Source organism: Streptomyces sp. NPDC048254, from assembly GCF_043201895.1.
Classification (GTDB): domain Bacteria; phylum Actinomycetota; class Actinomycetes; order Streptomycetales; family Streptomycetaceae; genus Streptomyces.
Genome location: NZ_JBICZJ010000010.1, coordinates 156,245 through 180,494, shown reverse-complemented (window position 1 = coordinate 180,494; position 24,250 = coordinate 156,245). Strand labels below are relative to the sequence as shown.

Annotated in this window: 26 protein-coding genes, 1 tRNA gene and 1 pseudogene; 9 read left to right on the top strand and 19 right to left on the bottom strand. The window is 69.1% G+C overall.

Annotated elements, in window-relative coordinates; genetic code table 11:
* Positions 1 to 59 precede the first annotated feature (59 nt).
* A complete protein-coding gene (locus tag ACGFZQ_RS27650; RefSeq protein ID WP_351706552.1) occupies positions 60 to 278 on the bottom strand; it encodes a hypothetical protein in 219 nt (72 codons plus the stop codon).
* A gap of 69 nt (positions 279 to 347) precedes the next feature.
* Positions 348 to 563, bottom strand: a complete 216-nt coding sequence (locus ACGFZQ_RS27645) for a hypothetical protein (protein WP_207921928.1) — start codon at positions 561 to 563, stop codon at positions 348 to 350.
* Between the two features lie 227 nt (positions 564 to 790).
* On the opposite strand from ACGFZQ_RS27645, the gene ACGFZQ_RS27640 reads away from it, so the two are divergent.
* A complete protein-coding gene (locus tag ACGFZQ_RS27640; protein WP_393842567.1) occupies positions 791 to 1,189 on the top strand; it encodes a helix-turn-helix transcriptional regulator in 399 nt (132 codons plus the stop codon).
* A 220-nt stretch (positions 1,190 to 1,409) separates the two neighbouring features.
* Positions 1,410 to 1,670, top strand: coding sequence for a hypothetical protein (locus tag ACGFZQ_RS27635; RefSeq protein WP_351738823.1), 261 nt, complete (start codon positions 1,410 to 1,412; stop codon positions 1,668 to 1,670).
* A 712-nt stretch (positions 1,671 to 2,382) separates the two neighbouring features.
* Here ACGFZQ_RS27635 and ACGFZQ_RS27630 read toward each other — a convergent pair.
* From ACGFZQ_RS27630 to ACGFZQ_RS27595, 8 genes are all read right to left on the bottom strand, one after another.
* Positions 2,383 to 2,691, bottom strand: coding sequence for a MazG-like family protein (locus ACGFZQ_RS27630; RefSeq protein WP_393842566.1), 309 nt, complete (start codon positions 2,689 to 2,691; stop codon positions 2,383 to 2,385).
* Between the two features lie 30 nt (positions 2,692 to 2,721).
* The gene (locus ACGFZQ_RS27625; protein ID WP_393842795.1) at positions 2,722 to 3,513 is read right to left on the bottom strand and encodes an endonuclease/exonuclease/phosphatase family protein; all 792 of its coding nucleotides are present in this window, start codon (positions 3,511 to 3,513) and stop codon (positions 2,722 to 2,724) included.
* Positions 3,404 to 4,144, bottom strand: coding sequence for a dTMP kinase (tmk, locus tag ACGFZQ_RS27620; RefSeq protein ID WP_393842565.1), 741 nt, complete (start codon positions 4,142 to 4,144; stop codon positions 3,404 to 3,406). Before tmk ends, ACGFZQ_RS27625 begins: the two co-directional genes overlap by 110 nt.
* Complete coding sequence (locus ACGFZQ_RS27615) at positions 4,141 to 5,244, bottom strand: radical SAM protein (protein ID WP_393842564.1); 1,104 nt, start codon at positions 5,242 to 5,244, stop codon at positions 4,141 to 4,143. The genes tmk and ACGFZQ_RS27615 overlap by 4 nt, the downstream gene beginning before the upstream one ends.
* Positions 5,245 to 5,518: 274 nt before the next feature.
* Positions 5,519 to 6,112 (bottom strand): hypothetical protein, encoded by a 594-nt coding sequence (locus ACGFZQ_RS27610; RefSeq protein ID WP_393842563.1) that lies wholly within the window; start codon positions 6,110 to 6,112, stop codon positions 5,519 to 5,521.
* A complete protein-coding gene (locus tag ACGFZQ_RS27605) occupies positions 6,109 to 6,474 on the bottom strand; it encodes a hypothetical protein (protein ID WP_393842562.1) in 366 nt (121 codons plus the stop codon). Before ACGFZQ_RS27605 ends, ACGFZQ_RS27610 begins: the two co-directional genes overlap by 4 nt.
* Positions 6,471 to 6,842, bottom strand: coding sequence for an ATP-binding protein (locus ACGFZQ_RS27600; protein ID WP_393842561.1), 372 nt, complete (start codon positions 6,840 to 6,842; stop codon positions 6,471 to 6,473). Before ACGFZQ_RS27600 ends, ACGFZQ_RS27605 begins: the two co-directional genes overlap by 4 nt.
* Positions 6,843 to 6,883: 41 nt before the next feature.
* Positions 6,884 to 7,420, bottom strand: coding sequence for a hypothetical protein (locus tag ACGFZQ_RS27595; protein ID WP_393842560.1), 537 nt, complete (start codon positions 7,418 to 7,420; stop codon positions 6,884 to 6,886).
* A gap of 464 nt (positions 7,421 to 7,884) precedes the next feature.
* Here ACGFZQ_RS27595 and ACGFZQ_RS27590 point away from each other — a divergent pair, with 464 nt between their 5' ends.
* Entirely contained in the window at positions 7,885 to 8,898 is a 1,014-nt protein-coding gene (locus ACGFZQ_RS27590; RefSeq protein WP_393842559.1) for a hypothetical protein, read from the top strand.
* Positions 8,898 to 9,464, top strand: coding sequence for a GNAT family N-acetyltransferase (locus ACGFZQ_RS27585; RefSeq protein WP_393842558.1), 567 nt, complete (start codon positions 8,898 to 8,900; stop codon positions 9,462 to 9,464). The genes ACGFZQ_RS27590 and ACGFZQ_RS27585 overlap by 1 nt, the downstream gene beginning before the upstream one ends.
* 90 nt (positions 9,465 to 9,554) lie before the next feature.
* Here the strand turns inward: ACGFZQ_RS27585 and ACGFZQ_RS27580 are convergent, their stop codons facing one another.
* On the bottom strand, positions 9,555 to 9,908 hold the full coding sequence (locus ACGFZQ_RS27580) for a transposase (protein WP_393842794.1): 354 nt from the start codon (positions 9,906 to 9,908) through the stop codon (positions 9,555 to 9,557).
* Between the two features lie 31 nt (positions 9,909 to 9,939).
* Between ACGFZQ_RS27580 and ACGFZQ_RS27575 the strand changes: the two are divergent.
* Positions 9,940 to 10,551 (top strand): annotated as a pseudogene (locus ACGFZQ_RS27575) (MerR family transcriptional regulator); the annotation flags it as partial.
* A gap of 30 nt (positions 10,552 to 10,581) precedes the next feature.
* Here the strand turns inward: ACGFZQ_RS27575 and ACGFZQ_RS27570 are convergent.
* The 3 genes from ACGFZQ_RS27570 to ACGFZQ_RS27560 form a co-directional block, all read right to left on the bottom strand.
* A complete protein-coding gene (locus ACGFZQ_RS27570) occupies positions 10,582 to 11,460 on the bottom strand; it encodes a hypothetical protein (protein WP_393842557.1) in 879 nt (292 codons plus the stop codon).
* A gap of 292 nt (positions 11,461 to 11,752) precedes the next feature.
* The gene (locus ACGFZQ_RS27565; RefSeq protein ID WP_393842556.1) at positions 11,753 to 12,472 is read right to left on the bottom strand and encodes a hypothetical protein; all 720 of its coding nucleotides are present in this window, start codon (positions 12,470 to 12,472) and stop codon (positions 11,753 to 11,755) included.
* 302 nt (positions 12,473 to 12,774) lie between these two features.
* A complete protein-coding gene (locus ACGFZQ_RS27560) occupies positions 12,775 to 13,062 on the bottom strand; it encodes a hypothetical protein (RefSeq protein ID WP_393842807.1) in 288 nt (95 codons plus the stop codon).
* Between ACGFZQ_RS27560 and ACGFZQ_RS27555 the strand changes: the two genes are divergently transcribed.
* Both ACGFZQ_RS27555 and ACGFZQ_RS27550 read left to right on the top strand, forming a co-directional pair.
* Complete coding sequence (locus ACGFZQ_RS27555) at positions 12,964 to 13,383, top strand: helix-turn-helix domain-containing protein (protein WP_393842793.1); 420 nt, start codon at positions 12,964 to 12,966, stop codon at positions 13,381 to 13,383. The two genes, ACGFZQ_RS27560 and ACGFZQ_RS27555, sit on opposite strands and share 99 nt — an antisense overlap.
* A 102-nt stretch (positions 13,384 to 13,485) precedes the next feature.
* On the top strand, positions 13,486 to 14,064 hold the full coding sequence (locus ACGFZQ_RS27550; RefSeq protein WP_393842555.1) for a hypothetical protein: 579 nt from the start codon (positions 13,486 to 13,488) through the stop codon (positions 14,062 to 14,064).
* On the opposite strand, the gene ACGFZQ_RS27545 is transcribed toward ACGFZQ_RS27550, so the two are convergent.
* Together ACGFZQ_RS27545 and ACGFZQ_RS27540 are read right to left on the bottom strand one after the other, a co-directional pair.
* The gene (locus ACGFZQ_RS27545) at positions 14,052 to 15,860 is read right to left on the bottom strand and encodes a tyrosine-type recombinase/integrase (RefSeq protein ID WP_393842554.1); all 1,809 of its coding nucleotides are present in this window, start codon (positions 15,858 to 15,860) and stop codon (positions 14,052 to 14,054) included. The genes ACGFZQ_RS27550 and ACGFZQ_RS27545 overlap by 13 nt on opposite strands.
* Positions 15,861 to 15,964: 104 nt before the next feature.
* Positions 15,965 to 16,047: transfer RNA gene (locus tag ACGFZQ_RS27540), tRNA-Leu, on the bottom strand.
* Positions 16,048 to 16,502: 455 nt separating this feature from the next.
* Between ACGFZQ_RS27540 and ACGFZQ_RS27535 the strand changes: the two genes are divergently transcribed.
* The gene (locus ACGFZQ_RS27535) at positions 16,503 to 17,267 is read left to right on the top strand and encodes an ABC transporter ATP-binding protein (RefSeq protein ID WP_393842792.1); all 765 of its coding nucleotides are present in this window, start codon (positions 16,503 to 16,505) and stop codon (positions 17,265 to 17,267) included.
* Positions 17,267 to 19,795, top strand: coding sequence for an ABC transporter permease (locus tag ACGFZQ_RS27530; RefSeq protein ID WP_393842553.1), 2,529 nt, complete (start codon positions 17,267 to 17,269; stop codon positions 19,793 to 19,795). Before ACGFZQ_RS27535 ends, ACGFZQ_RS27530 begins: the two co-directional genes overlap by 1 nt.
* A 74-nt stretch (positions 19,796 to 19,869) precedes the next feature.
* Here the strand turns inward: ACGFZQ_RS27530 and ACGFZQ_RS27525 are convergent, their stop codons facing one another.
* From ACGFZQ_RS27525 to ACGFZQ_RS27515, 3 genes are all read right to left on the bottom strand, one after another.
* Positions 19,870 to 21,168 carry a class I SAM-dependent methyltransferase gene (locus tag ACGFZQ_RS27525; RefSeq protein ID WP_393842552.1) on the bottom strand — a complete coding sequence of 433 codons (1,299 nt, stop codon included), beginning with the start codon at positions 21,166 to 21,168 and terminating at the stop codon, positions 19,870 to 19,872.
* A gap of 236 nt (positions 21,169 to 21,404) precedes the next feature.
* The gene (locus ACGFZQ_RS27520) at positions 21,405 to 22,784 is read right to left on the bottom strand and encodes an NAD(P)/FAD-dependent oxidoreductase (protein WP_351706567.1); all 1,380 of its coding nucleotides are present in this window, start codon (positions 22,782 to 22,784) and stop codon (positions 21,405 to 21,407) included.
* 489 nt (positions 22,785 to 23,273) lie between these two features.
* Complete coding sequence (locus ACGFZQ_RS27515) at positions 23,274 to 24,215, bottom strand: Ppx/GppA phosphatase family protein (RefSeq protein WP_351738830.1); 942 nt, start codon at positions 24,213 to 24,215, stop codon at positions 23,274 to 23,276.
* Positions 24,216 to 24,250: the final 35 nt, after the last annotated feature.

Here is a 24,250-nt window from a genome sequence, read left to right as displayed (position 1 = left end):
CTGTCCGGCACCGGCCGCGAGCGCCACCGCCGGGGCGACGGCGGTGACGCTCCCGGGGACTACTGGGTGACGCTGATCGTCTGCGCGGCCTGCGAGGTGGCGGACGACCACGCCGAGTGGTCGTTCAGGGCGGCGGACTGGTTGGACGCGTCGATGTTGGCGATGTGCTTGGTGACGTTGACGGTCTTGCCGAAGCTGAACTTCAGCCGGCCGAGGGCCTCACGGCCCGGCAGCAGCTCGGCGGACTCGTTCTCCAGCTCGTTCATGTCCATGCTCATGACGGATGTCCTTTCGTTTCGTGCGCGATGAGGTCGAGAGCGGCACCGGCGCCGTGCGCCGGGGCGGTGTTACTGGGTGACGCTGATGGTCTGGGCGGCGCCGGAGTCGGCCACCGACCACGAGGAGTGGTCGTTCAGCGCGGCGGACTCGTTGTGGGCGCTGATGTTCGCGACGTGCTTGGTGACGTTGACCGTCTTGCCGAAGCCGAACTTCAGCCGGCCCAGGGCCTCACGACCCGGCAGCAGCTCCGCGGACTCGGCCTCGAGCTCATGGGCGTCCATCATGATCGCTTCCCCCTCGGGGATAGACATTTCCGATCGGACCGAGTCAGGTTCCCCCCCGACTCTGTCCAATCTGGCCGGACGAGCTGTCCAACGAGATTGGACACTAGGCCCTCGGAGACCCCCCGCGCAACCCGTTCGGGAAATCACCCTCTCGGCCGATCGCGGCGGCGACCGTAGAATCGGCGCGACATGGCGGACTCCGCAGGCGGCGAGCAGGAAGTGACTCAGTGGCCAACGCACTGCAGCAGTTGATCCGTGAGCACCTCGACCGCAAGGGCTGGTCCTACGGTGACGTGGCGCGGCGCGGCGGCATCCCCCGCTCCACCGTCCACCACCTGGCCACCGCCGAGCGGGTGGTCCGCATGCCCCAGACGACGACCCTGGAGGGCCTGGCCAAGGGGCTGGAGCTCCCGCTGGAGAGCGTCCGCCGGGCCGCCGCCGAGGCGTGCGGGATCCACGTGTACGACACCTCGCCGGACGCCGGCGCGAACGGCGCCGCCGCCGACCCCGAGGTCGCGCTGCTCATCGCGAGCGTCCAGAAGCTGTCTGCGGACGACCGCCGCCATGTCACCGCTCTGGTCGAGTCGCTGCTGGACCGCTCCTCCAGGCCGGCCAAGGAGCAGTGACCGCCCCCGGATCGCCACCGGTCCGCCACCGGGCCACCTCCGGACTACCTCCGATCCGTCGGGGGACCGTCGGCGGACCGCTCCCCGAACGCTCTCGGACGCTCTTCCGTCAAGTCGGAAAAAGAATCCAACTCCGCACGAAACCGTGAAGATCCAGGGCTAGTCTCTCGTCCTGCCCGGGACGCGAGAGCCGCACGACCACGGGCTCTCAGGGGGACATGTGTTGTTCGTGCACGGCGGACCGGCGACGGCCGTGGTCCGGAAACCCGACGGCGAGTCCGTCGTCCTGCTGTCCGGGGAACTGCCCGAGGTGCTGACCGACGCCTCGGTCACCGAGCTCCTGGACCTGGCCGCCGCCATCCTGGACGCCGGCGAACTCCCCCTCTTCGAGGAGTGCCTGCGCACGCTGCGCCGCAACGGCATGCGCGCGGGCCGCCGTATCGAGGTGGACGGCGCGGTCCTGACCGTCTACGAGGGATGAGCCGACGCTCCGAGGGACGAGCCGCCGTCGCCCCCGAGAGGGCGCGGGAAGTGCCCGGAACCGGACTTGAACCCGATGCGGTGAACACAAAGCCGCAGGTCAGGGCTCTGACCTGCGGCTCCCCCTCCGGACCACCCCGAATCAGCCCGGATCGACGCGGATTTGCCCGCTCGTGCTGCCGATCGCGATAACACCGGTAACACGCCCCCACGACCTGCTACGACGCGATGGCGAGGACGGCGGCAGCCCCCGGCTGCCCGCGAGACGATCATGACCGGATCTGCGCTGCCGGGGAACTCGAACCACTCGCCGCGCACCCTGTACTGCCTGAAGCGGCCCGGGAGCGCCCTCTCCCTCTCCGCCCCGCGGGGACCTCCGGCCTGAGCATTCCCCCCCCCATCGAACCCGCTGCACACGGGCCGGTTTTCAAGAGGTGCATCCAACCGGGCATCGGGGCCAGAAGACGACAACGGGCCCGGCAGTAGGTCTGCCGGGCCCGTCACGCCAGCCCTGGAAACCTGCTTGCGGAGCGAGGGATCTAGGGCCGGTACACCGCACGCGGGGCGCGGTGGGCTCATTCGAATCGGATCACACATTTTGCCGTGGGACGCCGAGACGCAAGCACCGAATGTGATGATCTACGCCAAACATCGCGTTACTGCCTGTAACCGATAGACGCCCAGGCCAGGGGACATCCGTCCGGAACTACGGGTCAGCCCAGCGAGCGGGCGCTGATGTGCTGGAGCCGCTCGTCGAACAGCTTCTCCGCGTCGGGCGTGAGGGTCTGAAGCGCGATCAGGGCGGTGATCGCGACGTCCACGAGTTCCTTGTGGACGTCGTCCCAGGTGTGGCTGTGGCCCTTCCTGGGGTTCGCGCCCATCACGCCGTGCAGGGCCTCGGCGACTTCGCCGGTCTCCTCGCTGACCTTGAGGACCCGCATCACCTTGGCCATGTCGCCCGTGACGGGGCTCTGCTCGTCGAGCCAGCCGACGAGACGGCGGATCTGTTCCCAGTTCTCCATGGTGTCCTTCCTCGGGGTGGTGACTGTCGGTCAGAACAGCGCCGGCTCGGCAACGCTGCCGGGGACCCGCACCGGCAGGGGCTCGGCCGGGACCAGGTCGAGGCGTACTGCCAGCCCGGAATGGTCGGTGAGCCGGTCCGTCATCGTGCGCGGCTCGTGGATGTACAGGCAGCCGCTCAGGGCGTCAGCGAGGCGTGCGGAGACGTGGGCGTGGTCGTAGCGGTAGCCGTCGCCGGTCCGCCCGACCCAGGAGTATTCGGCGGCGTACGGGTGCAGGTGCCGGAAGGCGTCGTGGTAGCCGTTGCGGCCGAGCCACTCGTAGAAGGCGTATTCGAACGGCTGGAAGAACCGGTAGGCGGGCTCGTGGTCGGGCTCCAGGATGTTGAAGTCCCCCAGGACGATCCGGGCGTCCGTCTGCCGGGCCTGAGGGATCGCGTGGGATGCCTCCTGGAGGAACCTCGTCTTGCGCTCCGTCTTGACCGCCGTCGCATCGCGGGAAGGGACGTAGAGCCCGAGGATCTCGACCGGGCCGGTCTCCGTCTCGACGCAGGCGGCGACCGCCCGGTGCGGGAGGTAGCCGAACGAGACGCCGCCGGGGTGAAGCGCGAGACGGCTGACGAACATCACGCCGCGCTCACCGCGCTGCGGCACCGGGAAACGGACGTCGTAGCCGGCGTCCCTGAACCGCTGGACGAGGAACTCGCAGCCCGCGCTAGCCGCCGTCTCCGTCAGCACGAACACCTGCTCCGGCCGGGCGGCCAGGTACGAGAGCTGTCGCTCCGCTCGCTCCCGCGAGGGGTTGTTGAGGTTGAACGTCAGCACGTCGAGGGGCATGAGGCTTGTGGCTCCGCATGGTCAGGATGTCGCCCGCGATGTGCCGGGCGAGCGTGTCGGGGTCGGTGGCGGTTGCGTCCAGCTCCACGACCGTCACGCCGATGTCTGCGAGGAACTTAGCGGCTTCGGCGAACAGCCCGTGCTCGATATGGGTTCCGCCGGGCAGTCGCTCGTACCGGCTGTGTGCGCCGCGCAGGGCGAGGCGGTTGGCGATCACGTCGGGGTGTGCGGTCAGGAACACGGTCAGGTCCGGCCGGTCGGCTGCCGCGTTCATCTGCCACACGTCGGCCTGGTCGACGCCGTCCATCACCTGGAGGACCAGGGACGAGGCGACGTACCGGTCACAGACGACGATCTCGCCGCGCCCGAGAGCCGGCCGGATCTGCTCGTCGAGGTGCTGGTAGCGGTCGGCGGCGATGAGGTGGGCCATCGCGTGCCCGCGGTAGAGGTCGGTTCCCTGGCGGGCGATCGTCCCGAGAGGTGTGTCGGTGGGCTCGCGGGTCGCGCACACCTGGACGCCGTACTGCTCGCGGAGCACGGCGGCCACCGCGGCCGTCACCGTGGACTTGCCGACGCCTCCAGGCCCTTCGATCGTGACGAACACGCCGGGGCCGGTCACGAGACATCCACCAGGGGCAGGACGCGGCTCGCCGTGGGTACGACGGGGCACTGCTCGCTGTCCACGGCGCCGATCCGGTGGCCGGCGGCGACCACGGCGGCCGGGCATCCCTTGCCGCAGCTGGAGGAGAGTGCGCAGCTGCCGCACGTGTCGTTGGCTCCGACCTGCCACCGGTCGTGGAAGCGGTATGCGTCGAGCTGGTCGGCGATGTCGGTGTCGTGCCACACGTTGCCGATGATGAAGTCGGTGTCCGGGTGCTTCGACACCCGGGTCCGGGCGGCGAATACGAGGTACGGGCAGACGGCCACCTCGCCCTGCGTGAACACGTAGATGATGGTGCCCGCCTCGCAGCCGGCCAGCGGCTTCTCGTCGTGGGGGAACCGGATGTGCACCATGTCCAGGTCGCCGTCGAACGGCATCGTCAGGTCCCGGATGTGCCGCATGTGGTCGTCCGGCCGGCGCAGCTTGCGCTCGGAGTTGGCGCCCCGGCCCATCGGGCCGAGCGGGTTCATGAGGACGTACTTCGCGCCGTGGTCCCGGGCGAAGGCGCACAGCTGCGCGTACTCCTCGTCCTTGGCCAGGTTGTTCGGGGTGCACAGCAGCCCCTGGATGATGCCCGCTTCGCCGAACTTCTTGACCGTCGCCACGGTCTCGTCGAATCCTTCGGGCCGGCCACGGAACTTGCCGTGCGACTCGGCGGCGAACCCGTCGAGGGAGACGTTCATGTGCGCGCCGAGCTCGGCCAGGACCTCGATCTGGTGGTCCGTCACCATCGTGGCGTTCGTGCAGATACCCACGCCCAACCCGGCCTTGCGGAACTCGCGCGTGATCTGGATGAGGTCGGCGTGCATGAACGGCTCACCGCCGGTGAGCGTGATGCGGTTGACGCGTGCTTCGGCGAGCTGCGGGATCAGGCGGGCCTGGATGTCCCCCAGCGGCATGTAGTCGCCGCGCCGGGTCGCCGAGACGAAGCAGTGCGCGCACTTCTCGTTGCACGGCTCGCAGATCTGGACGAGAGCCTTCCGGTACGGGGCGTCGACGGTCGTCCGGAAGTAGCAGGACGCTGCCTGCGCGTCAGTGATGATCGGTCGTGCGGTCATGTAGACCTCCGGTGTCCAGGGTTGAGGTGAGCCGCCCCGCCCCGGCCTGAGGCCGCTGGATCGAGGGCGGGGCGGCGACAAGGCCGCCCGGCGCCGGGCTCTTCGTCTCCGTCGCAGGGCGGCTGTACGGGGGATGCCGGGGCCGACAGACTTCGGCCATGCCCGGCCGTTCGCGCCGAGGTACGGCCCCAGATCGCCGTCGGGGGAGGCGGTCGACCGGGGCCGTACCGCCCCGCAGGAGAGGCGCGGCTCCTGCGGGGGCCAGGGGCCCGCGCTAGGCGGGCTCGGGCTGCGGTGGCACGCGCATCAGCAGCGGCCTCCGAGGCGTGCACGGGATGGCGTGGACGGAGGCGTTGAAGCCGCCCGTGGTGTCGCTCGCGAACGCTTTCCGCTCGGTTGGCTCGCCGTCGGTGATGGGCTGCCAGCAGGTCCCGCACACGCGCCGCTTGATCGCCTTCTCGATCTCATCGACGTCCTTCGGGGAGCCGAGTGGACCAGGCTGCGTGACCAGCGCCAGGAGCGACCGGCAGACCGACGCCAGCTCGAACACGGCGTCCCGGTCCCGCATGGCCGCCCGCCCGGCCAGCGGCGCCTCCTCCTCGGCGGGCAGCGGCTTGGCGTCGAGTTCCTCCAGGACCTGGTAGAAGTAGCCGAGCGCGTGGACACCGACCGGCCTCATGCTGCCGCGCATCTTCGGGACGAGAGCCGTCACCTCGGGCAGCAGAATGCCGATGTACCCGCGTAACGTGCCGTGGAGCTCCAGCACCTCGGACCGTTTCTGCAGGCGGCGGCCGAAGATGCACAGGCCGACGTCGTACGCCTCCTTGATCGCATCAGTGTTCACGGGTGTGGCGGCATCGTCAGTCACTGGGCCTGTTCCTTCCTGGTCTCCTGTATCGGGAGCTGGGGCATGGTGCCCGCGGTGTACGGCCGACCTGGTTCCCGTAGCTGGACCGGCTCGTGAATGACGGGCAGGGCGGCCTGTGTACCGTCCGGCGCCCGGTTCTGCGCCTTCGGGGCAGGACGGCCGGGTACGGCCTGGTCAGGGGCGCAGGCGTCGCAGATCCAGAGAAGGAACAGGAAGGTGCGGGTGCCGACCTTCGTACGGACCTCGCCCCACCGTTGACCGCTCGCGCCTAGGTACCGGCCGCAGTGGGCGCAGCAGATGCCCATCTGCTGGCCAGGGTTGAGCTGGGTGATGATCGGCAGGGCCGTCGCGGGCGCGTTCACTTCTCGTCTCCCGCCACCAGGTCGGCCCATACGTATTTCGACCAGGGCACCTTGGAGTAGCCCCACGCGTGCGACAGCTCGCTGACCAGTAACAGGCCGCGTCCGCTGGTGTCCGACGGCCCGGCCCGCCGTAGCCTCGGCACCCTGCCGCGGCCCTTGTCCGTGACCGTGACCCTGACCTGCTGTGGAGACATGCGGCGGACGGTGACCCGGACGGTCGGCGTGCTGGTGTGCTGGATGGCGTTGGTGACCAGCTCCGTCACGACCAGCCCGGCATCGTCCTCAACGTCGTCCAGGCCCCAGTCCCTCAGCACCTTCCGCACGAAGAGACGGGCGGCCGGGGAAGAGTCCACCGTGCGCGGCAGCACGCGAGACTGCACCTCGAGTGCCCCCGCCGACCCCACGGTGTTCATGAGTCCGCCGTCCACGTAAGCGGCCCGTCTTGCAGGAGCCGGTCCTGGCCTAGAGCGACCAGGGCCTGGACCTTGTCCAGAGCGCAGAGGTCACCGGGGCTGTCCATCGGAGACGGCCAGTACGCCGCCCCCGGCTGATACTGGGTCAGCTGCACAGCGGGGACGCCCAGGTACGTCCGGCGGGGCAGGCACTCGGTACCCGCGGCCCGCCACTCGTAGCAGGCGCCGCCTTCCACGAGGGCGTAGTAGTACGTCAGCCCGGCGCCCGTGCACACCGGCCCTCCGTCGAGGGCCTTGATGAGGAAGGCGTCGATGCCGGCGGGATCAGTCGTTCCTGCGGCGGCCTGGACGAGGTCCCCGGGCAGCCGGATCGCGGTGAACAGGACGCCGCACTTCAGGACGGTGTCCCCCTGCTCGTCCCACTCCTGGCGCGCCCGCGCCACATCCGGTGCGGCAAGTAAGAGCCACGCCTCGACGCCGCAGAGGCGTTCGGCGCCCGTGATCGTCTCGTGCTGGCTGGTCGTGCTATTCACGGTCTCCGGCCTCCTCCGCGGTCGCTCACATCACGAGTCAACTCCCGTGCAACCGACGGCGCCGGACCTCCGACCGGACTTTCCACCGGACCTTTCAGCAGGACCGGACGTTCCATGTGCCAGCAGCGGCTACGGTCGGTACACGACAGGATTCGCGGAGGAACGAAGTGGCTGAGCTGACGGCCTTCGAACACGCCTGCATCGCGGCGGGGCTGAAGAAGCCCACGGACTTTCTGAACGCGTTCGAGGCGACCGCCCAGCTCCTGGGCGAACCCATCACCGTGACGGAGCGACAGGCCCGGAGGTGGCGACGAGAGTCCCCTCCGCCGACACCCCGCGCGAAGGCGTGGCGCGTCCTCCACACCATGTTTGGGTTTGATCCCATCGAGCTGGGTTTCCGAACCCGCCCGCCAGGTGCCACCGTGGGGAGTGCACTACTCCCCGCACAGGAAGGCCCCGATAGCGTGAATCGTCGGGCGTTCGTGAAGGACACCGTCGGCGTCGCCGCCACGGCAGGCATCCCCTCATCGGCATCCAGAAGAACGCCAGCCGGTCCGAAGGGTGCCATCGGCACCGCCCACGTCATCGAACTCCGTGAAGGCCTCCGGTCCCTCTACCAACTCGATGACGCCTACGGCGGTGGTGACGTCCGCTCGCTCGCCCACCGGCACCTGAAGCGGATCGAGCGCATCATCAACACGGCGAGCTTCCCGGACACGATCAGCCGACAGCTTCAGCTCCTCGCCGGCGAAACGGCAGAGCACTGCGGTTGGCTGTACTACGACGCCGACGACCATGACCGTGCCCGCCGCTACTGGGGAGAAGCCCTCACCGCCGCGACCGTCCTGGGCGACGACAACCTCGCCATCATGGTCCTTGCCTCGCTGAGCATGCAGGCCAGCCACGAGGGGCGCCCCCGCCAGGGCCTCGAACTCGCCCGCGCCGCACAGGAGCGCGCCGTCCGGTACGGGTCGCCCATGCTGCAATCCCTTCTCGCCGCTCGGGAGGCACGGGCCCTGTCCCTCATGGGCAGCCGGACCGAGGCGAACCGGCTGCTCGCCCAGTCGCTGAGGCTCGCCGAGCACGGCGATCGAGGACGGCCGTCTCCGCAGTGGGCGGCGTTCCACGGACACGCGGAACTGGACTTCGCCCAGGGGCTGTTCTACACGGACGCCGGCCACCACAACTCGGCGGTGCAGTTCCTCCGTGCAGCCCTCGACCACCAGGACCGCACGTACGGCCGCAACCGCGCCCTCTACCGGCTTACCCTCGCGCGGAGCCTCATCAGGGCCGGGGAGGTCGATGAGGCCGCTTCGCAGGCCGTCGAGAGCCTCGACCACCTGGAAGAGGTGGAGTCCGAGCGCGTGGTCCGGCGCCTGAAGGAGGTCAACGGCCTCCTCCGCGACGTCGACGCCGTCACCGCTCGTGACGCTTCCGACCAGCTGACCGAGTACGTCGAGCAGAGGGACGCGGCCTGATGACCGAGGTGACCTACGAACGACACGAGACCGTGGACGCCGCCGCCCGGCTCGACGCGTTCCTCCACGCCTACGAGGAGGTGTACGAGGAGCCGCCGTACAGCGAGGGGCCCAGCGACGTCGCGGAGTTCATCGACCACTACCAGGTGCAGGCACGGCGCCCCGGCATGCGCCTGATCCTGGCCCGGGAGGGCGAGGAGGTCATCGGCTTCACGTACGGCTACTACCTGGCTGCCGACACCATGTGGTGGCACAACCTCCAGGACGTGACGCTCCCGGAGGACTTCACACGGGAGGACGGCCGGCGGACCTTCGTCGTCATCGAGCTGGCCGTACGCAAGCCTTGGAGGCGGCGCGGCATCGCCGGCGACCTGCACGCCCAGCTGCTTGAGGGCCTGGACGCGGAGCGGGTGACTCTCACAGTGCGGCCCGAACCGGAGGCCGGCCCCGCGAAGTCCGCCTATGTCGCCTGGGGATACCGCAAGGTCGGCGTGTCTCATCCGTGGGAGGACGCGCCGTTGTACGACTGCATGGTCCGCGAGCTACCGCTGGCTCAGGCGTTGTAGCCCTTCTGCTTGCGTCACCGGCCTGGCCGGGCGTGAGGACGAACGCGAGCGGGCGGCATCGGCCGTCGGCGGCGAGGTGGATCTTCGTGGTCAGTCCGCCGCGGGACCGTCCGAGGGCATGGTCGGACGGCTCGCCGGCCGGGGCCCCTTTTGACGTGCCCCGGCGGCGTGCTGATGAGCCCGTACGATGGTGGAGTCGAACGCGACGACCCAGTCCAGATCGCCTTCGGCGTCGGCCTGCGCGAGCAGGGCGGTGAAGACCCTCTCCCAGGTGCCGTCGGCGGCCCATTTCCGCAGGCGGTTGTGGGCGCCCTTCCACGAGCCGAAGTGCTCTTGCAGGTCCATCCACGGTGTCCCGGTGCGGTACTTGAACGCGATCGCGTCGATCACCTGCCGGTGATCCCGCCACCGCCCACCCCGCTTCGGCGTCCGGTCCGGCAGCAACGGCTCGATGCGCGCCCACTGGGCGTCAGTCAAAGTGGGGCACTACGGCCCGGAGCACCTGTCGCGGCTCGCGCTGATCGAGGAGCTCCAGCACCAGGGCATGACCCTGTCGGCGATCCAGCGCTACCTGGACGCCCTCCCCGACGACCTGAGCGCGCACGATCTGGCGATCCACAGGGCGCTGGTGGCGACCTGGGCGCCGGACGCGGCGCGGGAGGTGGCGCGGGCGGAGCTGGAGCGGCGGGCCGGGCGGAGCCTGTCGGACGGGGACCTGGAGCGGCTGGCGGCGATGAACGTGCTGTCGCCGTCCGAAACCGCCGGGGGCTTCCGGGTGGACCTGGGCCTGCTGCGGCTGGGGGTGGCGCTGCTCGACGTGCCGATCGCGCACGAGACGCTGCTGGTGGCGCGGCGGATCCTGCTGGAGCACGCGCGGACGGCGGCGCACGAGCTGACGGCGCTGTTCCGGGACGAGGTGTGGGGGCCGTTCACGCGGGGCGAGAGCGATCCGGAGTGGGTGGAGTCCATGAAGGTGCTGTCCGCCCGCATGCAGCCGATGGTGGTGCAGGCCCTGGTGACGGCCTTCCAGCGCTCGCTCCGGGAGGAACGGAGGGCGGCGTTCACCTCGGAATCGGAAACCGGGTGAATGCCGCCCACGGGGGCTGTGCGGGGGGGGTCACACACCGCCCGCGAGGAACGACCAGTCCGAGGAGACCTTGGCGAGCGGTCCGACGTTCGCGTAGGAGTTCCCGCTGAGCTTCGAGGTCCACGCGGTGCCGTCCGTCTTGTAGAAGAACAGGCTGTCCCCGGTGCGGCCCTCCTCTTCCCACACGCCGGAGGTGCCGATGTCGCGGAAGTCGCCGACCTTGCCGTCGGTCGCCCGGGCGGTGCGGTACTTGAGTTGTGAACCGGTGTTCTCCAGGGCGAGGACCGTGTCCTTGGTGGCGACCAGGGTCCCGAGGTCGTCCGCGGTGTTCCTGACGCTCTTGTGCGTGTAGACGCCGTCCTTGAGGGTGCCGTAGCCGACTTCGCCGGACTTCGTGAAGACCGCCGTGTCGCACGAGGCCGCGATGGAGTCCCAGCCCGTGCTGAAGTTGTCGTACGAGCGGACGTGGTGGTACCGGCCGTTGCGCAGGGTGCCCGTGCCGCCCTGGCCGTTGTCGGCGTTGTAGAAGAGGGCCGAGTCGCCCGATGCCACGACGTTGGTCCACCCCGTGGAGAAGTTGTCGTAGGTCTGGACGCGGTTGTACTTGCCGTTCCTGAAGGTGCCGCTCTCGCCGGCCCCGGTGCCGGCGTTGTAGAACAGGAGCGAGTCGCGGCTCGCGACGCCGTGCGTGTACCCGTCGGGGACGTTGATGTTCGACCCGTACGTCCAGTGCCCGGCCGACAGGGTGCCGGTGCCGACGGCTCCGGTGTCCTTGTTGTAGGCGGCGAGCGAGGTGCTCGGGGTCGTCTGGTTGCAGAAGGCCGAAGCGGCGGTCGCGGGCGTCGCCGGAGCGGCCAGCGGGACGGCGATCGTGGCGGTGGCGAGTGCGGCCACCAGGGATTTCTTCATGGGTCTCCCGCTTTCTCCGTACGTGAACGGGTGTGCCCCCGGTCCCCCCAGCAGTGCACGGTCGGCTCCGGACACGCGCACCGCCCATGGCGCGCCGCGCCGGGCACCGTCGCATCTCGGCGCGCGTCCTGTGCGCGTTCACACGGGGAGGGGCCACCCCGGGCGGTCCCCGGGGTGGCCCCTGGGCCTGCGCGTCGCCTAAGTCCGCCACGGCCGACATCCCGCTGCCTCATTGGGCCAGGGGACAGCAACGGTGCGGTCACATACCCGCAGGTCGTCGCCCACGATGAATTCAGAAGCGTCTCCCCCAGTTCACGGTTCCAGAGACGCAGTCATTCCATCCGAAATTGCTCAGATGGTAGCGTGTGCGACCAGCTGGCAGTTCGAGCCGCGAGCCACCCCAGTCAGGCCTGTCGAACAGCGTTATGTGCCATCGACACCAGTCGACTGACGAAATGATATCATTCCAGTCCCCCAGGCCGAGGAATCCACGGGGCACTTTCCTGAGGTTACTCCACCCCCTTCCAGGACCATTCTGCAACCAGTCTCCACCGAGGTCGTCGTTCTCGTAGTAGTGCGAGTCGACCGAGAGCGAGTCCGGGTTGGACGTGCCGATATCGCTGAGGCGTGCAGCAGCGACAAGGTGGTCCCTGATCCCCTCTAGCGAGGTGAACATGTAGAGAACTTCGTTTCCCTTCCCATCGAGGCCTGGTGTCGAGTAGAGCGCTTGTCCATCGAATTCATGGACCGTTTCGGGCTCGTTCGTCTCGCCGTCGATCACTACCGTCATCTCGGGCGTCCGGTGTGGCCTCGGGGGCAACTGAGCGTCACCTTCGACGTGACCGATCATCATGAGGTGATCTTCGCGTGTGATTCGAGGTGCGGTTTCAGCCAACCGTTCCACCATCGCGTCGAAGGAGTCGATTCCTGATTCCTTCAGGTTTTCACGAACCTGTGCCACCATTTCCTCGCGCCCAGGTTCCGTGATTTTCCGGTGCATTTGCTGGGTCATGACGACTTCCCATCTTTCGATCGCAATGAAGACGCTTTACGACTGACGCACAGGAGCAGCCTCATCTGGCGGGTGAGCGATCGACCGAGGCAACTACGGAAGGCCCAGTCAGTCGCAAGGATCGCACGCCGAGTGGTGCGAGCGGCGGTCCCTCACGTCAGCGATCTCATGTCACCTTGGCGCTCCATGCGCAAACTTCCACCAGGAAGCAATACTTCCAGATTCAATATCTGGCGCTAAGCGATCGAGGGTCAATTCAGCCCTTTCCATTCAGGCACATGTGAACATGAAATGCACGTGGATCACCTCGTGACGTCAGGGACGCCCGCTGGCGGCACGTTGACCGGCAGATGCCAGCCGATCTGACGGATGGTCATGGCAGTGACGTGCACTTGGACGCCCGCGCCGACCGCGACCACGTCGGGCCCCAAGTGCCATACCCGCAGGACCGCGTGCAGGTCCGTGACCTCTTCCAGGACGGTCACGAGCGGCTGGCCGCCCGGCGCGACGGCGACCGCGGTGATGACCAGCGCCCGCTCGAACAGCTCCGGGTACTCCCACACCGCCCGCCCGTCCGCGCCGGTCACCACGACAGCAGCAGCGCCGGCCAGGCCCCCAGGAGCGCCGGCGGGACCGGCAGAAAGAAGCTGGCCGAAGACGCTGGCATGAGCCCCTGGTCTGTCGGGCGCATGCTGAAAGGCGAAACGCTCCCGCTCGCCGAGAACGTCTACGCTACCGCCTCAGTCCTCGGAGTCGACGAGAACCAGCTGCTCGACACGGGCGGTTACCGTGACAAGAAGGAACACCCTAAAAAGCCACAAAAAGCTGTACTCTCAGTCGCCAATCCGCTTACCCGGAAGCGATCACGGACAGCCTTGGGATCACTCATCCGTTTGTCCGCACGATGTTGATCACGACCATCGCCGAAGCCATCCGGCTGCAACGCGAGGCAGACAGGACGGACGATGGCGGTACCGGGGGAACGGCCGTAGCCAGGTAAGATGGGGTCCCGATTGAAACGCCCTTCCCTCCCACTCGCCACCATCGCCCTGGTCGGCGTCAGCGCCATCGGCGGCGGAGCAGCCACCTACTGTGAAGAGGCCGAGTTCGTCGAACCGGCCATCATCCTGCCGATCGTGGCCATCACCGCTATCGTCCTGGCCGCCCTCCGTCAGTTCGCCATCCGGCAGGAAGCCCGGGTACGCGACCTCTTCCAGGACCTCACACGGCAGCACGGCGAACGCGAGCAGGCCCTCGTCCGCCGCGAAAAGGCCGCCCAGTCCCAGGCAGCCGTAGCGGATCTGCGGATCCGCAGCGCCCAGGCGTCCATGGACCGGCTCATCTCCGATCGAGCCCGGGACCTCTCGGAGTTGGAAGAGCTGAGGGCGAACTACAGCAGGCTCGTCGACGACTACAACGAAATCGTTCTGGAGCGAGGTGACCCACTCGAAGGGAGGCCTGTCCCGCGGTCCGTCGCCGTGGGACAGGTGCCCTCGGGCCAGCTGAACGGGCCGCGACGCCAAGCCCGGTGTCCCGGCCCGCACCCGTCGCTAGCCGTCGTCGATGCCGTCCGCGAGCATCAGGACTCCTGAACCACCGCGTCCGCAGCGACCGATGGATGCCGCGCGCACATCCGCAGCGCCTTCGCCCGCGCCCTCACCAGCGCGGCCCGCACCGCCTTCTCGTCCAACCCCCAAGCCGCCGCCTCGGTCTGTGACGCGGGAGCCGGCCGGTACTCCGCGCTACACGCAGCGACCTCCGTGGTGTAGCCCTCTTCCCACTCCCAGAACCAGCGGTCACGCAACTCGTGGGCGCCGGGCTCGGCGGCCTGCTCGGCGCCGTCGGGCCCGTAGACGACCGGGCCGAGGCGCCAGACCCGGGCGCGCGCCGGCATCGCGTCGTGGACACCGTCCAGGCCGCCGTACCGGGCCGCCCAGAGGGACGCAGACCGCACGTCGATCCGTACACTCTCCCGCCGCTCCAGTTTCCAGACCTCCGAGACGAGGCGCGCGACGTCCGGCTTCCAGAACGCCTCCTGGTGGCCGTCCGGGAACACCACCACGTGCACAGTGGAATGGTCCGGAATCGCGGCCGCGGCAAACGGCCGGACGGCCCGGACCGGCGCGGGCAGCGTGACATGCGTGATCGGAAGGCCGTCCAGCGTGGCGTCGATCGTCGCCATGGCCGCGTCGTCTGCCTCCACCAGCAGGTGACCGTACAGGTCGGAGGTCGTCTTGATCGACTCGTGGCCCAGGCGCCGCTGCACGTATGTCGGCGAGTGGCCGGCGGAGATGAGGGCCGCGGCGTGCGAGTGCCGCAAGTCGTGGATGGTGGGGTTCTTGTGCTTGGGCAGCAGGGCGAGTTCCTTGGCCTTGCACTTGGCGTCCTCCCACTCGTCGTAGAACGTCGAGTAGGGCAGCCGCTCGCCCTTGCCGTTGTCGTAGACCAGGTCGTCCGGTTCCTTCGTGAGCGCGCCCTGGTCGATCCAGTTGCCGAACGTGTGGTCGGTGATCCGGATCGACCTGCGTGACCTCTTCGACTTCGGCGTGCCCAGGTAATGGCCCTTGGACTTACTCCACTTCCACGCGCGGGTGATGCGCACGCGCGGCTTGTCGGGGTCCGTGCGGTTCAGGTGCCGGCAGGCCCACGCCGAGGCCTCGCCCCAGCGGGCACCGGTCGCGTACAGGTCCTCCGTCAGCCGCTTGCCCCTCGCCGTCCGCATGCAGGAGACCACACCGGCGACCTCCACGGGCTCCAGGAACTCGATGTCCTCGGCGACCTCGTCCCCCGAGGTGCCGTCGTCGTCGGTCCGGGGCAGACGCACGCCCTTGCACGGATTGCGGTCCCTCAGCGGCGGCTCGGCGTCGACGGCTTCCTGGAGGATGCTCGACAGTAGGCCGTGGAGGTTCTTGATCGTCTTCGGCGACATCAGCTTGGTCTTGGAGCCGCGCCTCACCTTGGTCGCCGCCAGCTGGTTCACCCATGCCTGGATGGTCCGCTTGCAGAAGTGCTCGGTGGAGCGGATGTCGCAGTTGCCGAATGCCGGCGCCAGGTACCGCTCCAGCTCGCCCATGCAGGCATCGACATACCGGTCCTCGACACCGGTCCGGTGCTGGATCGACTCGGTCGCGTAGTTCAGGAAGCGGTACTGGCTCTCATCATCCGGGTCCCGGGCGATCATGCCCTGGCCCTTCACCCACCCGAGGGGCCATTGCTGTCCTGCCTCGTTGACGGCGCCGCAGAAGACCTTGGCGGCCTCCAGGCCCTCGTCGGTGGGGTCGAATCGTTCCGTTTGCTGCGGGCCTGTCCTGGCGCCCCCCAGACGCCATTTCACAAGCCATGCCGTGACCTCGTCAGCCTTGTTCGTGCGGGGGTGAATTGATGCCATATCGGGCACGCTACGGATCGGTGTTCTCGCCGTGTTACCGCGACACGCACGAGTGACAGTGCCAACCGGCCGAATCGCCAGGTCAGGCGCAATGGGAGCGAAAGTGCCCGGAACCGGACTTGAACCGGTACGCCCGCGAGGGGCAGCGAGGTTTAAGCTCGCCGTGTCTGCATTCCACCATCCGGGCAGGCCATGGGCTCCGCTACGAGATTCCGAGCCTATCGGGAGGCGTCCCCCGAACAGCGGACGGGCGACCCGATGTTGTCTTATTTTATTGACGTCTGAGGGTGCATCAGCCCCCGGAACGAGCCATCCGCACTTGCCAATAGCGTTACGCGCGGTGGGTGCGTGCGTACGGGGAATGACGGAATTTCACCGTCCGAACAAGGGGGCTCCACCTGTTCTAGACGACTCGGAACGACCGGTTCCGGATCTGGCCCGGCCGGCCTGAGGGTCCGCCGTCATCCCCAGGTATGACGCGGCGGGCCCCGGTCCCCCCTTGGTCGCCCCCCGGAACCGGAACTGCGGCTGACTACACGGGCCCGTACGGCCGAGACGATGGTGCGGTCCCCATGAACGACGTCGTCCCGACAGGAGCGCCCTTCCGTGTCCACCACACCCTCCCCCAGACTCCGTCCGGGGGTGCCCCCAGCCGACCGGCGGACCACCTCGGTGGCCGCTCGCGCCACGGAGCTCTCGAAGATCTACGGGCAGGGTGAGACGCAGGTCGTCGCCCTGGACCGGGTCACCGTCGAGTTCCGGCAGGCCGAGTTCACCGCGATCATGGGGCCGTCCGGCTCCGGCAAGTCCACGCTGATGCACTGCGTGGCCGGCCTCGACACCTTCTCCTCCGGTTCCGTACGGATCGGCGACACCGAACTCGGCACCCTGAAGGACAAGCAGCTCACCAAGTTGCGCCGGGACAAGATCGGGTTCATCTTCCAGGCGTTCAACCTGCTCCCGACGCTGACCGCGCTGGAGAACATCACGCTCCCGATGGACATCGCGGGCCGCAAGCCGGACAAGCAGTGGCTCGACAGCGTCATCCAGATGGTCGGTCTGAAGGACCGGCTGAGCCACCGTCCCTCGCAGCTCTCCGGCGGCCAGCAGCAGCGCGTCGCCGTCGCCCGCGCCCTCGCCTCCCGGCCGGAGATCATCTTCGGTGACGAGCCGACCGGAAACCTGGACTCCCGCTCCGGCGCCGAGGTGCTCGGCTTCCTGCGCAACTCGGTGCGGGAGCTGGGCCAGACGGTCGTCATGGTCACCCACGACCCGGTGGCGGCGTCGTACGCGGACCGCGTCGTCTTCCTCGCCGACGGCCGGGTCGTCGACGAGATGTACCGCCCCACGGCCGAGACGGTCCTCGACTTCATGAAGCAGTTCGACGCGAAGGGCCGGACCAGCTGATGTTCCGCACCGCCCTGCGCAACGTCCTCGCGCACAAGGCCCGGCTGCTGATGACCGTGCTCGCCGTCATGCTCGGCGTCGCGTTCGTCTCCGGCACCCTGGTCTTCACCAACACCATCTCGGACGCCTACCAGAACAGCTCCGCCAAGGGCTTCAAGGGTGTCGACGTCGCCGTCCAGGCCAAGTACCAGGATTCGAAGGGCGACAAGGTCGGCAAGACGCCCGACCTCACCCAGGCCGTGCTCGACAAGGCCGCGAAGGTCCCCGGGGCCGCCTCCGCGACCGGGGTCGTGACCGGGTTCACCGCCATCGCCGACAAGGACGGCAAGCTGATCGGCGGCGGCTGGCAGTCCGAGGGCGGCAACTACTGGGGCACCGAGGACGCCCGTTACCCGCTGGTCAGCGGCCACGCGCCCAGCGGCAAGGACGAGGTGCTGATCGACTCCAAGACCGCCGAGCGGGCCGGCTACCAGGTCGGCGACACCGTGCGCATCTCGGTCGACGGCCCGGTCCTCACCCCGACCGTGGCCGGCATCTTCACCACCGACGACGGCAACGTCGCGGCCGGCGGCAGCCTCGCGCTGTTCGACACGGCGACCGCGCAGCAGCTGTTCGGCAAGACGGGCACGTACGACGAGATCGACGTGACCGCGAAGTCCGGCACCGCCCAGGCCACGCTGAAGTCCCAGCTGGACCAGGCGCTGCCGAAGAAGCTCGTGGAGACCACCACCGGCCACCAACTCGCCGACGACCAGGCGAAGGCCATCGCCGCCGGCATGAGCGGCCTGCGCCAGGGCCTGCTGGTCTTCGCCGGTATCGCCCTGTTCGTCGGCACGTTCATCATCGCCAACACCTTCACCATGCTGGTCGCCCAGCGCACCAAGGAGCTGGCGCTGCTGCGCGCGGTGGGCGCCTCCCGCCGCCAGGTCACCCGCTCGGTGCTGATCGAGGCGTTCGTGGTCGGCGCGGTGGCCGGGGTGGCCGGTCTGGTCGCCGGTATCGGCATCGGCGCCGGACTGCGCGCGCTGATGGGCTCGTTCGGCGCGACCGTCCCGGACGGCCCGCTGGTCGTCAGCGGCGGCACGGTGGCGGCCGCCCTCGCGGTCGGCGTCGTCATCACGATGCTGGCCGCCTGGCTGCCCGGCCGCCGGGCCGCGAAGATCCCGCCGGTCGCCGCGATGAGCGCACTGCACTCGGCGCCGACCACCAAGTCGCTGGTGCTGCGCAACACGATCGGCGCGCTGTTCTCGGCGGCGGGCGTGACGGTGATCCTGGCGGCGACCACGATGGCGGGCTCCGACGGCCAGGCGCCGATGGGCCTGGGCGCGGTCCTCCTGATCATCGGCGTCTTCGTCCTCACCCCTCTCCTGTCCCGTCCGCTGATCGCGGCCGCCGCCCCGCTGCTGCGCGGGTTCGGCGTCTCCGGCAAGCTCGCCCGGCAGAACTCGGTGCGCAACCCGCGCCGTACCGCCGCGACCGCCTCGGCGCTGATGATCGGCCTGACCCTGATCACCGGCATGACGGTGATGGCGGGCAGCCTGCAGAAGTCGATCGACAGGATGGCGAGCTCGGCGGTCCGCGCGGACTACGTCGTCTCGATGGCCAACGGCAACCCGCTCTCCCCCGACGTGGCGAGGAAACTCGCGACCGCCGACGGGGTGACCGCCAGCAGCCCGCTGCGCAACGCGGCCTCCCGGATCGACGGCGACACCGAGTACCTGACCGGCGTCAACGGCCCGGCGATCGGCAAGCTGACCGACCTCACGGTCGACGACGGCTCCTTCAAGGTCGGCGGCTCGGACGTGGTCGTGGACGACGACACGGCCAAGTCGCACGGCTGGAAGGCCGGTTCGAGCTTCACCGTGCACTACGAGGACGGCAAGGCGCAGAAGCTGACGGTCGCGGGGGTCTACGAGGGCAACGAGCTGATCCGCGGGATCATGCTCGACAGCGCCGTCCTCACCCCGCACCAGACCGACCCCGCCGACATGCAGGTCATGGTCAGGACGGCGGACGGCGCGTCCGGCGCGGCCAAGGACCAGCTGGAGAAGGTCCTCGGCTCCAACCCGGCGATCAAGGTCCAGGACAAGCAGGACCTGTCCGACTCCATCGCCCAGGCGTTCACGCTGATCCTGAACATGGTCTACGGCCTGCTCGCGATGGCCGTGATCGTCGCGGTCCTCGGTGTCATCAACACCCTGGCCATGTCGGTCTTCGAACGGCAGCAGGAGATCGGCATGCTCCGCGCGATCGGCCTGGACCGCAAGGCGGTCAAGCGGATGGTCCGGCTGGAGTCCCTGGTCATCTCGCTCTTCGGCGGGGTGCTGGGCCTCGGTCTGGGCGTGTTCTTCGGCTGGGCGGCCGGCCGGCTGGTCGGCGCGAAGATGCCGACCTACGAACTGGTCCTGCCGTGGTCCAGGATGGCGCTCTTCCTGGTGCTGGCCGGCCTGGTCGGCGTCCTGGCGGCCCTGTGGCCGGCCCGGCGCGCGGCGCGGCTGAACATGCTGGCGGCGATCAAGTCCGAGTAGCCGCGGACACGGCGAAGGGCCCCGCACCGTGCGTGCGGGGCCCTTCGCCGTCCTGCTGGTTCCGGTGGTGGGTGTTACCGGTTCCAGGTACGGGTGCGCAGCGGCAGCCCCGACGCACCCGACTCGGGGGTCCTGACGGCCAGCACCTGGTTGACGCCGATGCGGTTGCGTTCGAAGGCGAGGGCGGAGGCGGCCATGTACAGCAGCCAGACGCGGGCCCGGCCGGGGCTGGTGAGCCGTACCGCCCGCGCCCAGTCGGCCTCCAGGTTGACCACCCACTGGCGCAGGGTGCGGGCGTAGTGCTCGCGGATGGACTCCACGTCCCGCACCTCGAACCCGGCCCGCTCCAGCTGGGTGACGGTGGTGCCGATCGGGGCGAGTTCGCCGTCCGGGAAGACGTAGGCGTCGATGAACCGGTCGACCTGGTAGGCCTCCTCGTCGCGCCGCGGCCGCCGGGCGATCTGGTGGTTGAGCAGCCGGCCGCCCGGCTTCAGCAGGGCGTACAGGTCCCTCGCGTAGTCCAGGTACTTCTCCGCGCCCACGTGCTCGGCCATCCCGATCGACGAGATCGCCTCGTACGGCCCGTCCCGGACGTCCCGGTAGTCCTGGACCCTGATCTCCACCCGGTCCGTCAGACCCTCGTCCGCGACCCGTTTACGGGCGTACGCGGCCTGCTCCTGGGAGAGGGTGACCCCGACGACGCTCACGCCGTGCTCGCGGGCCGCGTGGATCGCCAGCGAGCCCCAGCCGCAGCCGACGTCGAGCAGCCGCTGACCGGGTTTCAGGCCGAGCTTCCGGCAGACGAGTTCGAGCTTGTCGCGCTGGGCGGTCTCCAGGGTGTCTGCATTTTCGACGGCCCCCCAGTACGCGCACGAGTAGACCATCGACGGCCCGAGGACGATCTCGTAGAAGTCGTTCCCCACGTCGTAGTGGTGGCTGATGGCCTGTTTGTCACTGCGGCGGGTGTGCAGATGGCGGCGTCTGCGCATCTCCTCGCGGGGCGGGGGCGGCGGGACGGGCGGTCCGGCGAGCTTCAGCAGCTCCCGGCCGGCGGCCCGCACCTCGGGGTCGCGCAGGGCCTGGGCGAGGGTACGGTCGTCCTCCCCGCGCTCCCAGATCAGTCCGGACATCACCGCCAGGGCGCTGTACAGGTCGCCCTCGATGTCCAGATCGCCGGCGACCCAGGCCCGGGCCAGGCCCAGTTCCCCTGGCTTGAACAGCATGTAACGCAGGGCACGGCGGTTGCGGATCACTATCGCCGGAGCGTCCGGCGGTCCGGCCTGTGATCCGTCCCAGGCCCGCAGCCGTACCGGGAGCGGGACTCCCAGCACCTGCTCGGCAACACTCCTCAGCCGCGACGCGGCGTCGGCCATGGCGCACACCTCCAAGACGACGATCCCGGATGCCGGTTACCACGTAAACACCGTGAGGGCGGCAGCGCAGTCCCGCAAAGGAGTTACGACTGGGCAAAACAGCTGTAGCCGCCACGCAGTTGCCCGGGTGCCCGGGAACGCCGAAGGACCTCCCGCACCACGGATGGCGGGAGGTCCTTCGGGTGATTCGGTGACCGGCGGCCGAGGCCGTCGGACCTTGACCAGGAGGCCTTGGCCTAGGAGGCCTTGGCCTTCTCCTCGGTCTTCGGGGTGGCGACCGGAGCCGGCTTGGCGGCCTCGTAGAACTCCTCGCGGGGGTTCTCCATGGCACCCAGGGACACGACCTCGCGCTTGAGGAACATGCCCAGCGTCCAGTCGGCGAAGATGCGGATCTTGCGGTTCCAGGTCGGCATCGCCAGACCGTGGTAGCCACGGTGCATGTACCAGGCGAGACGGCCCTTGACCTTGATCTTCGTCTTGCCCAGGACGATCATCGCGACGCCCTTGTGCAGACCGAGACCCGCGACCGCGCCCTTGTTGGCGTGGCTGTACTCCTTCTGCGGGAAGCCCCGCATGCCGGAGACCACGTTGTCGCCGAGGACCTTGGCCTGACGGAGCGCGTGCTGCGCGTTCGGCGGGCACCAGGCGTTCTCGACACCGGCCTTGCGGGCGGCGACGTCCGGCACCTGGGCGTTGTCGCCCGCGGCCCAGATGTAGTCGGTGCCCTGCACCTGGAGGGTGGGGGCGGTGTCCACGTGGCCGCGCGGGCCGAGCGGCAGACCGAAGCGGGAGAGCGCCGGGTTCGGCTTGACGCCGGCGGTCCACACGATCGTGTTGGAGTCGACCTCCAGGCCGTTCTTCAGCACGACGTGGCCGTCGACGCAGGAGTCCATCGAGGTGGAGAGGTAGATCTCCACACCGCGGCTCTCCAGGTGCTCCTTGCCGTACAGGCCGAGCTTGGGGCCCACCTCGGGAAGGATCTTGTCGGCCGCGTCGACCAGGACGAAGCGCATGTCCTCACGGGACACGTTCTTGTAGTACTTCGCCGCGTCGCGGGCCATGTCCTCGACCTCGCCGATGGTCTCCGCGCCCGCGAAGCCGCCGCCGATGAAGACGAAGGTGAGCGCCTTGCGGCGGATCTCCTCGTCGGTCGTGGAGTCGGCCTTGTCCAGCTGCTCCAGGACGTGGTTGCGCAGGCCGATGGACTCCTCGATGCCCTTCATACCGATGCCCTGTTCGGCGAGGCCGGGGATCGGGAAGGTGCGGGAGACCGCGCCGAGCGCGATGACCAGGTAGTCGAACGGCAGCTCGTACGCCTCGCCCACGAGGGGGGCGATCGTGGCGACCTTGCGGTCCTGGTCGATGGTGGTGACCCGGCCGGTGAGGACCTCCGCCTTCGGCAGCACGCGTCGCAGCGGGACGACGACGTGCCGAGGGGAGATGCTGCCGGCGGCGGCTTCGGGGAGGAAGGGCTGGTAGGTCATGTACGACCGGGGGTCGACGACCGTGACGGTCGCCTCGCCGTAGCGCATCTTCTTGAGAATGCGCCGAGCTGCGTACAGGCCTACGTACCCACCGCCTACTACGAGGATCCTGGGACGCTCCGTGGTGCTCATGGCATCGAGTATCCACCCGCCCCAGGGGGGCCGCTCGTGCGCCCCTTCACAAGGTTCCACAGGGGTCGTGCTACACTCCGCCGCCCACGTGACACAGGTCATGGTCGGCGGCGGGAACCCACTTCCGATACGACCCGTTGTCAATGCCGCGTGAGCTGCTCGTCCAGGCTTCCGGGGGCACCGCGGAGGCACCGGATGTCACCCTCACGAGCACCTCCCGGAACACCTCCTCGACGCTCCCCTGAGCACACGCTCGGGCCTGTTGAGCCCCCGAACGGGCCAACGGGGCCCCAGGGACCCCCCACCTGCACCGAATTCCTTGTGAAGAACTTCACGAAGTTTCCCGACGGGCTGTCATGGCACGGCGTGTCACACCCCCAAAACCCCGCTCACCTGTCATCCCACACGCTCATCCGAGGTGGTCGGGAGGGGTGCGCGAGGCGTCCGGAAGGGCCGTTCGGCAGGAGCAGGCGTCGGTGGGCCGGAGGGTCAGGCGATGGACCAGGCGATGCCGTCCAGGATGTCGTGCTCGCTCACCACGACCTCCGTCGCGCCCACCCGTTCCATGATCGACAGCAGCACGAGGGCGCCGGCGCCGATGACGTCGACGCGCCCGGGGTGCAGGGAGGGGATCGCGGCGCGTTCGGCGTGGGTGGAGTCCAGCAGCCGCTCGGTGATCTCCCGGACCCGGGCGTAGGGGATGCGGGAGTGGTGGATGGCGGCGGAGTCGTACCCCGGCAGGTTCTGGTGGATGGCGGAGAGGGTGGTGACCGACCCGGCCAGACCGACCAGGGTGTGCGCCTCACGCAGCGGCACGGTCCGCTCCGCGAGGTCGAGGGCGCGCTCGATGTCGGCCCGCAGGGCGGCGATCTCGGCTTCCGTCGGCGGGTCGCTGACCCGCCCGTCGTGCACCAGGTGCCGCTCGGTCATCCGCACGCAGCCGACGTCCACGGACCGCGCGGCCCGCACCCGCTCGTCCCCGACGACGAACTCGGTGGAACCGCCGCCGATGTCCACGACGAGGAAGGGCTTGGCGAGGTCGCCGCGGCCCGTCAGCTCCTTCGTCGCACCCTCGAAGGAGAACTCGGCCTCCTGGTCACCGCTGATGACCTCCGGCTCGACGCCGAGGATGTCCAGCACCCCGCGCACGAACTCGTCGCGGTTCTCGGCGTCCCGGGAGGCGGAGGTCGCCACGAACCGCAGCCGCTCCGCCCCGTACTCCTTGATGACCGCCGCGTACTCCCGGCAGGCGGCGAAGGTCCGCGCCAGCGCCTCCGGCGCCAGCCGCCCGGTCCGGTCGACCCCCTCCCCGAGCCGCACGATCATCATCCGCCGATCCAGGTCGACGAGTTCCCCGGTCTCCGGGTTCGCGTCGGCGACGAGCAGGCGGATGGAGTTGGTGCCACAGTCGATGGCGGCGACGCGGGTCATGGCTGGGTGTTCCTCACTCTGTACGTGACCTCGGC